The sequence below is a fragment of the Agreia sp. genome (assembly GCF_964263775.1).
Classification (GTDB): domain Bacteria; phylum Actinomycetota; class Actinomycetes; order Actinomycetales; family Microbacteriaceae; genus Agreia.
In genome coordinates this window covers 1-13,226 of the sequence record NZ_CAXVWM010000141.1, presented here as the reverse complement: position 1 = coordinate 13,226, position 13,226 = coordinate 1, and the positions used below count along the sequence as shown (strand labels likewise).

General features: G+C 65.5%; 9 protein-coding genes. 6 read left to right on the top strand and 3 right to left on the bottom strand.

The window, feature by feature from the left end; all coding sequences use genetic code 11:
- Window positions 1-141 precede the first annotated feature (141 nt).
- Window positions 142-537 (bottom strand): MerR family transcriptional regulator, encoded by a 396-nt coding sequence (locus ACE5CZ_RS10995; protein ID WP_374947370.1) that lies wholly within the window; start codon window positions 535-537, stop codon window positions 142-144.
- 33 nt (window positions 538-570) lie between these two features.
- Here ACE5CZ_RS10995 and ACE5CZ_RS10990 point away from each other — a divergent pair, with 33 nt between their 5' ends.
- Window positions 571-1,332 carry an SDR family oxidoreductase gene (locus ACE5CZ_RS10990; RefSeq protein WP_374947369.1) on the top strand — a complete coding sequence of 254 codons (762 nt, stop codon included), beginning with the start codon at window positions 571-573 and terminating at the stop codon, window positions 1,330-1,332.
- A gap of 60 nt (window positions 1,333-1,392) precedes the next feature.
- The gene (locus ACE5CZ_RS10985) at window positions 1,393-2,451 is read left to right on the top strand and encodes a DUF4190 domain-containing protein (protein WP_374947368.1); all 1,059 of its coding nucleotides are present in this window, start codon (window positions 1,393-1,395) and stop codon (window positions 2,449-2,451) included.
- Between the two features lie 135 nt (window positions 2,452-2,586).
- Here the strand turns inward: ACE5CZ_RS10985 and ACE5CZ_RS10980 are convergent, their stop codons facing one another.
- Both ACE5CZ_RS10980 and ACE5CZ_RS10975 read right to left on the bottom strand, forming a co-directional pair.
- Window positions 2,587-3,606 (bottom strand): LacI family DNA-binding transcriptional regulator, encoded by a 1,020-nt coding sequence (locus ACE5CZ_RS10980; RefSeq protein WP_374947367.1) that lies wholly within the window; start codon window positions 3,604-3,606, stop codon window positions 2,587-2,589.
- A gap of 55 nt (window positions 3,607-3,661) precedes the next feature.
- On the bottom strand, window positions 3,662-5,338 hold the full coding sequence (locus ACE5CZ_RS10975) for an alpha-amylase family glycosyl hydrolase (protein WP_374947371.1): 1,677 nt from the start codon (window positions 5,336-5,338) through the stop codon (window positions 3,662-3,664).
- A 148-nt stretch (window positions 5,339-5,486) separates the two neighbouring features.
- Here ACE5CZ_RS10975 and ACE5CZ_RS10970 point away from each other — a divergent pair, with 148 nt between their 5' ends.
- The 4 genes from ACE5CZ_RS10970 to pulA all read left to right on the top strand — a co-directional run bounded on the left by ACE5CZ_RS10970 (window position 5,487) and on the right by pulA (window position 13,223).
- A complete protein-coding gene (locus ACE5CZ_RS10970; RefSeq protein ID WP_374947366.1) occupies window positions 5,487-6,728 on the top strand; it encodes an extracellular solute-binding protein in 1,242 nt (413 codons plus the stop codon).
- 95 nt (window positions 6,729-6,823) lie between these two features.
- Complete coding sequence (locus ACE5CZ_RS10965; RefSeq protein WP_374947365.1) at window positions 6,824-8,440, top strand: ABC transporter permease subunit; 1,617 nt, start codon at window positions 6,824-6,826, stop codon at window positions 8,438-8,440.
- Window positions 8,440-9,324: a sugar ABC transporter permease gene (locus ACE5CZ_RS10960; RefSeq protein ID WP_374947364.1), complete on the top strand. Its 885-nt coding sequence runs from the start codon at window positions 8,440-8,442 to the stop codon at window positions 9,322-9,324. Before ACE5CZ_RS10965 ends, ACE5CZ_RS10960 begins: the two co-directional genes overlap by 1 nt.
- 56 nt (window positions 9,325-9,380) lie before the next feature.
- Entirely contained in the window at window positions 9,381-13,223 is a 3,843-nt protein-coding gene (gene pulA, locus ACE5CZ_RS10955; RefSeq protein ID WP_374947363.1) for a pullulanase-type alpha-1,6-glucosidase, read from the top strand.
- Window positions 13,224-13,226 lie beyond the last annotated feature (3 nt).

Sequence of the window (13,226 nt, the reverse complement as noted above, 5' to 3'; positions counted from 1 at the left end):
GGCTGTGGTCGGGCAACGACGGAGTGGGCTTCGACCAGAACTACTCCGCCCGCGACGAGGTGGGCGCCGACCAGACCGGCGGCGACAACTCCTAGGCCGGGCGGCTGACGCCAGGGCGGGCGGCTGACGGCAGGGCGGCCGTCAGGCGGGGGCCGGCTCGACCGACCGGCCTCTCAGTGCCGGACAGTTCTCGGGCGTGGGCGACGCACTGATTGCGATCACGGCGTCGAGCCGCCCGAGCGCCTCGCCGAGCTGTGCGACCTGCGCGGCGATCCGGTCGCGTTCGGAAACGAGCAGCGTGAGCTCGTCTACACCCGCTCGACCGGTGTCGACACAAGGCAGGAGCTTGACGATCGTTCGACTCGGGAGACCGGCCGCGAAGAGCAGCTGCACGAGCTGCACCCGATCGACGGCGGTGCGAGCGTACTCGCGCTGCCCTGCTGCGGTGCGCGTTGCGGCCAGCAGCTTCTGCTCCTCGTAGTACCGGAGTGAACGGACGCTCGCGCCGGTCTTCGCGGCCAGATCGCCGATGCGCATGGTGTCTCCAATCGGGGCTTGCCCCTCACACTGATGTCAGCTTCTAGTCTAGCCACGCTGCAGTGGGAGACGCCCGCTCAGCAGGAGGAGATCGTGAACATCATTGGTTCCGTAGCCCTGGTCACAGGGTCGAACCGCGGCATCGGGCGCCGCTTCGTGACACAGCTGCTCGAGCGCGGCGCATCCAAGGTCTACGCCACGGCTCGCCGCCCAGAGCTCGTCGACATCGACGGGGTCGAGATACTGCCGCTCGACATCACCGACGACGCGTCGGTTGCGGCCGCAGCCGCCGCCGCCTCGGATGTCACGCTGCTGATCAACAACGCGGGCATCGCCACGACCGGATCGCTTCTCACAGACGACCTGTCCGACGTGCGCCGCGAGATGGACACGCACTTCTGGGGCAACCTGGCGATGATGCGGGCGTTCGCCCCGATCATCGAGCGCAACGGGGGCGGAACTATCGTGAACGTCCTGTCTGCACTCTCCTGGTTCGCGTACCCCGGCTCCGGAGGCTACGCGACGGCGAAGGCGGCCGAGTGGAATCTCACCAACTCGGTACGGCTCGAGCTGCGGACCGCGGGCATCACCGTGCAGGGTCTTCACCTCGGCGCCGCCGACACCGACATCATGGCGGGGTACGAGGGCCCGATGGTCGATCCGGCTGACGTGGCCCGAGCCTCGCTCGACGGCGTCGAAGCCGGAGCGTTCGAGGTCGTCGTCGACGAATGGAGTGCTCTGGTGAAGGCGTCGTTGGCGCAAGCACCCGAGGCGTTCTATGCCCAGGTGGGCTAGGGCGCAAAGCGGTAAACCGAGGAGCGCACCCGCTGGCCCAGGCTCTGCCACACTCGGGGTATGCCAGATACGCAGCCTCCCGCATTCCCGGGCGCCCCCGACGAGCCGACGACTCCTGCATCGCCCGGGGCTCCCGAGGCTCCGAGCGCGCCCCCGGCACGCAGTACACCGCAGTTTCCGACGGCGCCGCCGGTCGCCGACTACGGAACGCCGCCGCCGACGAGCCAGTCGTACCCGCAACCGACGCAGGCGTACCCACCCTCGAACCAGTACGCATCCGCGCCGTACCCGGCGGCGCCCTACGCGCCCGGAACGATCAGCCCGAAGAAGGGCCCGGGCGGCCTCGCCCTCTCGGCACTGATCATCGGTGCGGTCGCCCTGATCGGGTCATTCATCCCCTTTCTCAACTACGTCACGGGGTTCCTGGCGTTCGTCGGCCTGGTTCTGGGCGTCATCGCGATCTTCCTCAAGGCACGCAAGAAGACTCTCGCGATTGTGGCGAGCGCCGTGTCGCTGCTGGCGCTCATACTGTCGATCGTTCTGTCGATCGTGTACACCGGTCTGTTCTTCTCGAGCGTCAGTGACACTATCGAGAGCGACTATCCGTCGATCACGTCGGAGCCCGTCGAACCGGATGACGACACGTCGACCGGCGAACAAGGTGCCCCTGTTGTCGGCGACGTCGGATCTCGCGAGAACCCCGCTCCCCTCGGCTCGAGCATCGAACTCGCGCAACTGGGCGAGCCCACGTGGCAGGTCACGGTGAACACGCCGACGCTCAACGCTGATGCCGCGGTCGCCGCTGAGAACTCGTTCAGCGACACGGCTCCGGCCGGAACGTCGTACGCTCTTCTGCCCGTCACCACCACCTACATCGGATCGGAGACCGGCTTCCCCGCCTATGTGCAGGTGGCCTTCGAAGCTGCCGACGGCACGATGTACAACCAGTACGACGTGCTTGCGATCGCCCCCGACGCACTGGATGCGATCTCCGAGCTGACTCCGGGAGCCTCCGCGACGGGCAACATCGCCATCGCCATTCCGACGAGCGGCGTCGAGCAGGGCTTCTGGGTCGTGTCGAGCCTCGACGGCACGAAGTTCTACTTCGCTGCCCAGTAGGGTCCCGTATTCGCGTGATCCTCGAGGCCCGGCTCGTCACCATGGTCTGCTAGTTCGTCGGTGGCTGGCGGGTCTCGGTGTGCGGTGCGAGCACAGGAACGCCAGGTTGTCGATATCCGCCCATCCGGGGCTCGGTCAGATCCGCTCGAACTCGCCGTCGTGCGGTCGGGCAGTGGATGCGCGCACGACAAACTCGGGCGCGATTGTGCGGTGCTGGGGTTCGATGCCGGGGTTTTCGAGAGTGGCAAGGAGGAGGTCGGCGGCCGCCTGGCCCTGCATCTCGGGGAATTGCGCGATCGTGGTGAGACCGAAGAAGTCGGCAAGGTGGTGATCGTCGATTCCGATGATGGACAGGTCGGCGGGAACACGGAGGCCGAGGTCGCGGGCGGCGAGGAGGCTACCGATGGCGACCTCGTCGCTGGCGGCGAAGATCGCGCTGGGCCGGTTGTGTGCGAGGAGGAACTTCGTCGCCCGGTAGCCGGACTCGATGTCGAAGTCGGCTTCACGGAACAGCGTTTCGTCATGCGCCAGCCCTGCCTCGGCGAGAGCGGACTGCCAGCCGTCGTACCTGGTGTCGCCGAGGCGGAACGCAGATCCGAGCGCGCTACCGCTACCGACGTGCGCGATTCGCGTGTGCCCGAGTGAGATGAGGTGTTCGGTGGCGAGGCGGGAGATGTGGAAGTTGTCGACGTCGACGGTGGACACGCTGTCGATGGTTCCGCCCACGCTGACGACGGGTTTGCCGAGATCTTGGAGCGTGCGGATCTCGTGGGGGGCGAGTTCGATGCTGGCTGCGATGAGTCCGTCGACGCTGGAGCGGCGGAGGGAGGTGGCGAAGATCTTCTCGCGTTGTTCTTCGTGGCCCTGCAGGTTGTAGAGGGTGACGTCGTAGCCGTGTTCGAGCAGCACGGCTTCGATGCCTCGCAGGAGGGTGGTGAAGTACCAGCGGTCGATGAACGGCACCATGAATCCGATGTTCTTTGTTCGCCCGCTGGCCAGGCTCGACGCGCTCGAGGAGACGACGTAGCCGAGTTCCTGTGCCGCTTGAAGCACGCGTCGGCGCGTCTCGGCGGAGGCGCTCTTTCCGTTGAGGGCGCGCGACACGGTGGCGATGGAGACCCCGGCGCGCTGCGCGACCTCGACGATGTCGGCCAACGGTTGCTCCTTTGGTGTAGCGGCTACGTGAAGAATACCGCGGCCGAGGTGGTGGCTAGGCGCGGAGCCAGACGGTGGTGTCCCCGGGAAGTACGGCTCCGTCGATAGGGCTGCTGGAGATGAGCAGTTCGCTCTCAGGGATCTCGATGGGCTCCCGGCCGGTGTTGACCACGATCACTGCCCGCCCGTTACGAAACACCAGGACGTCTTCTCGAGGGCAGTCCAGCCACTGGAGTTCTCCTGTGCCGAGCTGCAGCTCCTTGCGTAGGGCGAGGAGCTGACGGTAGAGCGCAAGGGTAGAGGTGTCGTCGGAGCGCTGAGCGTCCCGGGCCAGACGCGCCCACTGGGTGGGTTGGGGGAGCCAGCTCTTACCCGTTCCATTCTCGTTGAAGCCGAACGTGGCGCGCTCAGCAGTCCAGGGAAGCGGGACGCGGCATCCGTCGCGGCCGTAGCGTTCGCCGTTGGTCCGGATCCAGGTGGGATCTTGGCGTGCTTCGTCGGGCAGGTCGATCGCTTCCGGAAGGCCGAGCTCCTCGCCCTGATAGATGTAGGCGGAGCCGGGGAGGGCGAGCATGAGGGCGGTCGCCGCGCGGGCGCGCTGCAGTGCTGCCTTCTCGTCGGGCAGGTTGTCGGTTGCCGGGCCGATCCCGTGTCCTTGCGGGTTCTCAAACGGGAGCGCGAGCCGAGTGGCGTGCCGCACGACGTCGTGGTTGGACAGCACCCACGTGCTGGGAGCCCCCACGCTGTGGAACGTGGCCAGCGATGCGTCGATGATCTGGGTGAGCGGCCCGGCGGCCCACGGGGTCTCGAGGTAAGCGAAGTTGAACGCCTGATGCATCTCATCGGGGCGCACCCAATCAGCCAGGCGGGAGAGCGGGTCGACCCACGCTTCGGCGACCAGGACCCGTTCACCGGGGTAGGTATCCAGCAGGCGCCGCCAGTCTCGATAGATCTCGTGAACGCTTTCTTGTCCCCAGTACGGCACCTCAGTCGGGGTGCTGATCTCCGGCTCGAGGGTTGCAGTGCCCGCACCCAGGCTGGCCGAGTCCGGTTCGTCGAGATCGGGAAGGCCGGGCTGTTTCATCAGGCCGTGCGCGACGTCCACGCGGAAGCCATCGACGTTGCGATCCAACCAGAACCTCAGCACGTCGAGGAACAGGGCGTGCACGTCGGGGTTGGTCCAGTCGAAGTCGGGCTGCGAGCTGTCGAAGATGTGGAGATACCACTGGCCGGACGTACCGTCTGCTTCGGTGACCCTCGTCCACATGGGACCGCCGAAGATGGACTGCCAGTTGTTGGGCGGCAGTTCTCCGTGGTCGCCGCGACCTTCACGGAAGATGTACCGCGCCCGTGCGGCACTGCCTGGTGCCGCGCGGAGAGCATCCTGAAACCACGGATGGTCGCTGGAGGAGTGGTTGGGGACGAGGTCGAAGATGACCCGTAGTCCTCGTTCATGCGCGCCATGGATGAGTGCGTCCGCGTCGGCGAGGGTGCCGAACACGGGATCGACGTCGCAATAGTCGGAGACGTCATAGCCGGCGTCGCGTTGCGGAGATGTGAAGAACGGCGAGATCCAGACCGCGTCCACGCCGAGGTCGACCAGATCGTCCAGATGCGAGGTTATTCCGGCGAGATCGCCGATCCCGTCGCCGTTCGAATCTGCGAAAGACCGAGGATACACCTGATAGATCACTGCATCGCGCCACCACTGGAAAGACATGGCAGCCAGCATACGTGTAAACGCTTCCGCGGCGCCATATCCGCTAAAAAGCCATTTTTCAGTCTTGCGTGACAATGAATGTGTGCTTATCTTGGAAACGCTTGCACATGCGATGAGGCCTGCGGCGCTGGGTCGGGGCTGACACAGAAAGGAGTCACCAATGAAGGTGACATTGAAGGCAGCGGTCTTCGGAACGGCGATCGTTTCGATCGGAGCTCTTGCACTCTCCGGTTGCTCTGGGAATGGCGACGCAAAACCCGCCGGTGGCGGTGATTCCGGAAAACCGATCACGGTATGGGTGGATATCGAGCGCAAGCCCGCACTGGAAAAGCCGGCAGCGTCGTTCACGGAGGAGACCGGTATCGAGGTGAATCTGGTGACGAAGGACTTCTCCACCGTCGATCAGGACTTCATCAGCCAGGTCCCCACCGGCAAAGGTCCGGACGTCATCGTCAGCCCGCACGACAAGCTCGGCGCGTACGTCGCCGCCGGCGTAGTCGCCCCGATCGAGCTCGGCGATGTCGCGGACGGGTTCAGCGAGACGGCGATCCAGGCGATGACCTATGACGGTGCGGTGTATGGCATGCCGTACTCGATCGAGAACGTGGGACTGCTGCGTAATGCGGATCTGGTCGCGGAGCCGGCCGCCACGTTCGACGACCTGATCGCTGCTGGCCGCGCCGCCGGCACGGAGTATCCCTTCCTGGTCGGCCTGTCACCGGAGCAGGGAGACCCGTACCACCTTTACCCATTGCAGACCTCCTTCGGGTCACAGGTGTTCGCGCAGAATGCCGACGGCAGCTATGATCCGTCGCAGCTGATCCTCGGCGATGAGGCGGGGACAAGATTCGCCACCGCCCTGAAGCAGTGGGGCGCCGATGGCATCCTCAACACGAACATCGACGGCGACCGGGCACGAGAATTCTTCATCGACGGCAAGTCGCCGTTCTACCTCACCGGCCCGTGGAACGTCCCAGTCATCGCCGAAGCCGGGATCAATTATGTCGTCGACCCGATTCCGTCTGCTGGCGGCGAAGAGCCGCGCCCGTTCGTGGGCGTCAACGGGTTCTTCCTGTCCAGCAAGTCCACCAACTCGCTGGCGGCGACGAACTTCATCGTCAACTACCTCTCTAAGGAGGACGCGCAGCTGGCGCTCTTCGAGGTCGGCGGCCGTCCGCCGGCACTGACGTCGGCCTACGAGAAGGTTGCCGCGAAGGATCCAGATGTGGCCGCGTTCGGCAAGATCGGTCAATCCGGTTTTCCGATGCCTTCTATCCCGGAGATGGGGTCGGTGTGGTCGGACTGGGGCAACGCTGAGTTGACCCTCATCCGCGGCGAGGGTGAGCCTGCCGCGGTGTGGACCAAGGCGGCGGAGAATATTCAAGCGCAGATCGGCGGCTGATTTCTCGTGTGCGGGGGCGTTGTCGCCTCTCCGCCCCCGCACATTCCATCACGCATCTCCATGTTCGATCCCGAAGCACCAGGAGCAGTTCGACCATGACCACACCGCAGACATCCGCCGTCTCGCGCGCCCTCACCGACGATGTCGCTGCGCACGGAAGTCGCCCACCGCGCCGATCAGCCCGGGGCCCCCTGGAATCGCGCCCTCGCCTGGGGTTGGGCGCCCTCGTCGTGAAAATCGTGCTGCTGGCGACGCTGGACGCGATCGGTGCGTTCGCAGCATTCACCTTGATCACCCTCGACCAGGTGACTGCGGCGATCGTCGTAGCAGCAGTCGTGATCATCCTCAACATCATCTACCTCAAGCGCGGCCTGCTGCCGGCCAAGTACCTCGCTCCGGGTCTGATCTTCCTGGCCGTATTCCAAGTGTTTGTCGTGCTGTACACCGGGTATATCGCGTTCACCAATTACGGAGATCAGCACAACAGCACGAAAGAAGACGCGATCGAGCAGATCATCCGAACCGCGCAGGTCCGGGTTCCCGATTCTCCGCAGTTCGCGGTCGACGTTTACAGCAATGGCGTCGCGCTCGGTCTCCTCGTGGAAGGTGAGGACGGTCAGCTCTCGTTCGGCACCAGCGATCAACCTCTCGACGAGGTTGACGCCGCCCCCGCACTATGGACGCAGCTGACGCTCTCGGAGATCGTGCAGCGGCAGACCGAGGTCCTCGAGGTGGTCGTGCCGATTTCCGAAGACCCCAATAAGGGCAGTCTGCGCACCCCGGACGGAACCAGCGCGTATGTGTTCGCGTCTGCGCTGGAGTACGACGAGGCCGCCGACGCGTTCACGGATACCACCACCGGCACCGTGTACGCCGATGACGGGGAGGGCACGTTCAGATCCGACGACGGCACGGGGCTGACCCCCGGATGGCGGGTGTTCATCGGGTTCGACAACTTCACCGAGGCCTTCACTGACGAACAACTCCGCGATCCGCTGCTGCGGGTCATCGTCTGGACCTTCGCATTCGCGTTCCTGTCCGTTGCCCTGACCTTCGCGCTCGGGGTGTTCCTTGCCCTGGTGTTCAACCATCCCCGGGTACGGGGGCGGAAAGTGTTTCGCGCCATCCTGATCCTCCCGTACGCTTTCCCCGCGTTCCTGTCCGGGCTGGTGTGGGCGGGGATGCTGAACACCGAGTTCGGCTTCATCAACCAGGTGTTGTTTGGCGGTGCCGACATCCCCTGGCTGAGCGATCCGTGGCTGGCGAAATTCAGCGTTCTGTTCGTGAACTTGTGGCTCGGCTTCCCCTACATGTTCCTCGTCTGCACTGGGGCGCTGCAGTCTCTCCCGGACGACGTCCTGGAGGCCGCCAAGGTCGACGGGGCCAGCGCGTGGCGGACCTTCCGATCCATCAAGCTGCCGCTACTGCTCGTGTCGATCGCGCCGCTGCTGATCGCATCGTTTGCGTTCAACTTCAACAACTTCAACGTCGTCTACATGCTCACACGCGGCTGGCCCAGGTTCACCGACACCACCCTGGACATCGGCGCCACCGACCTGCTGATCACGTTGGTGTACAAGGTCGCGTTCGGCGGCGGTGGCGGTCGGGACTACGGCCTGGCCAGCGCGTTCGCGATTCTCATCTTCATCATCGTGGCGGTTGTCTCCATCGTCAGCTTCCGCCGCACCCGATCCCTTGAGGAGATCAACTGATGGCCACCACCCGGGCTGCTGTACGTCGGCACAGTGTCGGGCGTTGGTTCACCGACACCGGATGGCGATACGTCGTCGGCGTCATCGCGTGCGTGTTCGCGGTGTTCCCACTGCTGTACATCGTCTCGGTATCGTTCAACCCGAGCGGGACACTCACCGGGTCGAACCAGTTGTTCGAAGCCTTCGACCTCAGCAACTACGAACGGCTTCTGACCAACCCCGCGACCCCGTTCGCGCAATGGTTCATCAACACCTTGGTGATCGGCGTGGTCACCAGCCTGGCCACAGTGTTCCTGGGTGCTCTCGCGGCGTACGCCTTCTCCCGGATGCGATTCACCGGACGTCGGGTCGGACTGCTCACCCTGCTGCTCGTACAGATGTTCCCCCAGTTCCTTGCCGTCGTCGCTATCTTCCTGCTCATGGTGGGTATCTCCGACGTGTTTCCCGCCATCGGACTGGGCACCAACTCGGGTCTCATCCTGGTGTACCTCGGCGGCGCGCTCGGGGTGAACACGTTCCTGATGTACGGGTTCTTCAATACCGTCCCGACCTCCATCGACGAGGCCGCGAAGATCGACGGCGCCGGCCACGCCCGCACCTTCTTCACCATCGTGCTGCCCCTGGTCACCCCGATTCTCGCTGTCGTCGGACTGCTTTCTTTCATCGGCGTCACCAGCGAGTTCGTCATCGCCAGCGTCCTGCTCACCGATCCGAACGAGCAGACCCTCGCACTGGGCCTCTACACACTGATCTCCGGGTTCCAGTCCCAGAACTGGGGCGTCTTCGCGGCCGGTTCGGTACTCGCCGCTCTCCCGGTGGTTGCCCTGTTCCTCTTCCTTCAGCGCTACATCGTGTCCGGCCTTTCCGCCGGAAGCGTGAAGTAGAAACCCCACTCCTCGCCCCATCCCGAAGACCCAATCATTTCCAAGGAGCGCACATCATGCAACGACACCGCATCGCCGCGGTACTGGCCACCGTCGGCCTTCTGGCCGGCACCCTGATCGTCGGCTCCACCTCTCCGGCCGCGGCCGACGAATACTCGCAGGTGGTCATCGCCGGAAACCACCAATCGGAACTTGGCTGCGCCGGAGACTGGACCAGCGACTGTACCCAGTCGCAGCTCACCCTCCGCGCCGACGGGGTATACGCCGGCACATTTGACCTGCCCGCCGGCGAATATGAGTACAAGATCACTACCAACGGCAGCTGGGACGTCAACTTCGGCGCCGACGGTGCCCCGGGCGGCGCGAACGTGCTCTACGCCCATCCCGGCGGGCCGATCACGTTCTATTTCGATCCGGTCACGCACCGGTTCCAGAACACGAGTGAGGGACCGATCGTCACCCTTGCGGGATCGTTCCAGTCCGAGATCGGTTGCCCGGGAGACTGGAACACCGACTGCCTGGGCACGTGGCTGCAGGATGGCGACAAGAACGGAATCTACGAGTGGTCCACATCGGCGCTGCCGGCAGGCAACTACGAGACCAAGGTGGCGCACAATCTGACCTGGGACGAGAGCTACGGCGTCGGGGGTGATACCGGGGGCGGCAACTACGGCTTCGCCACAGGGGGCCAAAAGCAGGTTCAGTTCCGGTACGACATCACCACCCATCTGCTGGACATCATCGTCACAGACCCGCCCGTCGCCGGCACCGGAGAAGAACGTGCGCACTGGATCAGCGCTGACACCCTCGCCTGGCCCGCCGCCCTGCTCGGCGACGGCGACCCGACCGAGCTCACCTGGTCGCTGCACCACTCCGCCGAGGCCACCCTCGCCCTCACCGACGGCGACGTGCAGGGGGGCGACAGCATCGCCCTCAGGTACGACCCGGCCGGGCTCACCACCGCACAGCAGGAGAAGTTCCCTGCGCTGCGCGGCTACCTCGCCCTTCACCCCGTAGACCTGTCCACGGCGTCCGTGAAAGACGTCCTCACGCACGAGCTCGCGGTGCTGCAGGAACGCGACGGCACCCCCACCGCGTTCACCGGCGTGCAGCTGCCCGGAGTTCTCGATGACCTCTACGCCGACGACCTCCACAACACCGACCTCGGCATCACCTGGAGTGGTGGCACCCCCACCTTCACCCTGTGGGCCCCCACCGCGCAAAACGCATCGCTCACCGTCTGGAACGCTCAGGGCGACCCGCAGCAGATTCCGGCGACGTTCGATGACAGCACGGGAGTGTGGACAGTCGAGGGCCGATCAGGGTGGAAGAACTCGCAATACGAGTGGGAGGTCGTCGTCTATGCGCCCAGCACCGACCGGATCGAACGCAATGCGGTCACCGACCCGTACTCGGTCGCATTGACCACCGACTCCTCCCGTTCGGTCGCCGTCGACCTCGCCGACCCCGCATACCGGCCGGCCCAGTGGGCGGAAACGCCAGCGCCGCAGATCGCGCAACCGGAAGACCGAGTCATCTACGAACTGCACGTCCGGGACTTCTCCATCACCGATGACACCGTTCCGGAAGAGCTCCGCGGCACCTATAAGGCGTTCACCGCCGATAGTGACGGCACCCGGCAGTTGCGCGAGCTCGCAGAGGCCGGGATGAACACCGTGCATCTGCTGCCCACGTTCGACATCGCCTCGATCAGGGAACGACGCGCCGACCAGGCGACCCCGAACTGCGACCTCGCCAGCTACGGGCCCGCCTCGACCGGGCAGCAGGCGTGCGTAGCACAGACCGCCGCCGCCGACGGATACAACTGGGGGTACGACCCGTACCACTACAACGTCCCGGAAGGCTCCTATGCCACCAACCCTGAGGACGGTGCCCGGGTCGACGAGTTCCGGCAGATGGTCGGCGGGCTGCACGACGACGGACTTCAGGTCGTTCTCGATGTGGTGTACAACCACACCGCCGCAAGCGGCCAGAACGACAAGTCTGTCCTCGACAAGGTAGTCCCCGGCTACTATCAGCGGCTGGATGCTGCCGGCAACGTGCAGACCTCCACCTGCTGTCAGAATGTCGCCACCGAACACGCCGCCGCCGAGAAGCTGATGGTCGACTCGCTGGTCACCTGGGCCCGTGACTACAAGGTCGACGGGTTCCGGTTCGACCTGATGGGCCACCACTCCCGTGACAACCTGCTCGCAGCCCGGGCCGCGCTCGACGAGCTCACCATCGAGACCGACGGGGTGGACGGGTCGAAGATCTACCTGTACGGCGAAGGCTGGAACTTCGGAGAGGTCGCCGACAATGCCTTGTTCGAACAGGCCGCCCAGGGGCAACTGGGCGGAACCGGCATCGGTACCTTCAATGACCGACTCCGTGATGCGGTCCACGGCGGCAACCCGACCCGGCCCGAATCCACGTTCGAGCAGGGATACGGGACTGGTTTGGGCACCGACCCCAACGGACACGGCAGCAACGGCTCCGCCGAGGAAGCCCTCGCGGAGCTCGCGGCACAGAGCGACCTGGTCCGGCTCGGACTGGCCGGAAACCTGGCGGCGTTCTCCTTCGTCACCTCCGACGGGCAGACCAGCCGTGGCGACCAGTTGGTCTACAGCGGTCAGCCGGCCGGGTACGCCACCGAACCCGACGAGATCGTCAACTACGTCGACGCGCACGATGACCTCACCCTGTTCGACGTTCTCGCCACCAAGCTCCCGCAGGCCACCCCCATGGCGGACCGGGTGCGCATGAACACCCTCAGCCTGGCCACCGTGACCCTGTCGCAGTCACCGTCGCTGTGGCACGCCGGCACCGACCTGCTTCGCTCTAAGTCGCTGGACGCGAACAGTTACGATTCCGGGGACTGGTTCAACCGCATCGACTGGAGCGGCCAGGAATCGACTTTCGGGTCCGGTCTCCCGCCCGCCGCCGACGCACAGGCCAACTGGGACGCCTTCACACCCCTGCTGACCGACCCCGCCCTCAAGCCCACCCCGGCAGATATCGCTACCGCCCACCAGCAGGCACTCACTCTGCTGGAGCTGAAGCAGTCCAACCCGCTGCTGCGCCTGGGTTCGACTGACCGGATCCTGGAGAAAGTCTCCTTTCCCGGCAGCGGGCCGGACCAGGCCCCCGGAGTGATCACGATGAGCATCGACGACAGCGTCGGCGAGGACGTCGACCCGGATCGTGACGGCATCCTCGTGGTGTTCAACGCCTCACCCCAGTCCGTCACTGAGACAGTTCCGGGATTCGCCGGACGTGAGTTTACGCTGTCCCCAATCCAGGCAAGCAGTGGCGATGCCATCGTCAGGCAGACCGGTTGGGATGCGACCACCGGCGCCGTGACCATCCCCGCGCGCACCGTCGCCGTGCTCGAGGATGCCACCGGCGACACCCCGCCCGAACACGCCACCATCGAACTCGAGGATGACACCCTCTCCCCCGGACAGACGGTCACCGTGCACGGGGACGGATTCCAGGCAAACGAGACCGTCTCGGTGGCCCTCACCGGCCCGGCCACCGCGCAGAACGCGCCCGCTGCGCAGGCAGCGCACACGCTCGCGACGGTCACCGTGGCCACGGACGGGTCGTTCAGCATTGACGTCACGATCCCCACCGACGCCGCGTCCGGTGCCGCACAGATCCAGGCCACCGGCGGCCAGTCGGCCCGGATCGCTGTCGCGTCCGTCACGATTGTCACAGAGCAGGGCAGCCCGAACCCGACGCCGGGCGGGAGTGACGGCGCTCCCGAGAATCCTCGCGGCGGGGCACTCGCGGCCACCGGCGGCACCGACAGCGGTGGACTGCTGATCGCCGCCTGCATGCTGCTGACGGCCGGCGTTGGTCTCGCGATTCGTCGCCGCGTCGTTCCGCGCCGCTGAGAA

Bases quoted from the DNA above. Each gene is read 5' to 3' on its own strand.
- ACE5CZ_RS10995 (WP_374947370.1), bottom strand. From the start codon at position 537: ATGCGCATCGGCGATCTGGCCGCGAAGACCGGCGCGAGCGTCCGTTCA.
- ACE5CZ_RS10990 (WP_374947369.1), top strand. From the start codon at position 571: ATGTCAGCTTCTAGTCTAGCCACGCTGCAGTGGGAGACGCCCGCTCAG.
- ACE5CZ_RS10985 (WP_374947368.1), top strand. From the start codon at position 1,393: ATGCCAGATACGCAGCCTCCCGCATTCCCGGGCGCCCCCGACGAGCCG.
- ACE5CZ_RS10975 (WP_374947371.1), bottom strand. From the start codon at position 5,338: ATGCTGGCTGCCATGTCTTTCCAGTGGTGGCGCGATGCAGTGATCTAT.
- ACE5CZ_RS10970 (WP_374947366.1), top strand. From the start codon at position 5,487: ATGAAGGTGACATTGAAGGCAGCGGTCTTCGGAACGGCGATCGTTTCG.
- ACE5CZ_RS10965 (WP_374947365.1), top strand. From the start codon at position 6,824: ATGACCACACCGCAGACATCCGCCGTCTCGCGCGCCCTCACCGACGAT.
- ACE5CZ_RS10960 (WP_374947364.1), top strand. From the start codon at position 8,440: ATGGCCACCACCCGGGCTGCTGTACGTCGGCACAGTGTCGGGCGTTGG.
- pulA (WP_374947363.1), top strand. From the start codon at position 9,381: ATGCAACGACACCGCATCGCCGCGGTACTGGCCACCGTCGGCCTTCTG.